The organism is Vaccinium witches'-broom phytoplasma str. VAC (assembly GCF_000309405.1).
GTDB lineage: Bacteria > Bacillota_I > Bacilli_A > Acholeplasmatales > Acholeplasmataceae > Phytoplasma.
This window is the reverse complement of sequence record NZ_AKIN01000118.1, coordinates 1-242: the sequence shown is the minus strand read 5'-3', so window position 1 is coordinate 242 and position 242 is coordinate 1. Positions and strand designations below refer to the sequence as shown.

Genomic DNA, 242 nt, shown 5'->3' with positions numbered 1-242 from the left:
CATCAACAATTAGCCTTGGAATTACACCAAGCAACCAAAAAGGGTGTTAAATGGTTATATACCAATTACGAAACAACCCCAATTCTTCATTTATTTTCAAACTGTAACATCATCAAAACAAAAACAACAACGAACCAACATCTTACCAATAAAAACATCAATCAAGAAATCATTATTAAAAATTATGAGTAGAAATAAAAATTTTCACCATTATTTACCATCATTCAATTGGATATGAAACT

The 242-nt window shown here is 28.1% G+C and carries 1 pseudogene; it reads left to right on the top strand.

Going from position 1 to position 242, the window contains the following annotated elements:
* Positions 1-192: pseudogene (locus RI68_RS04155) on the top strand (DNA adenine methylase); the annotation flags it as partial.
* Positions 193-242: the final 50 nt, after the last annotated feature.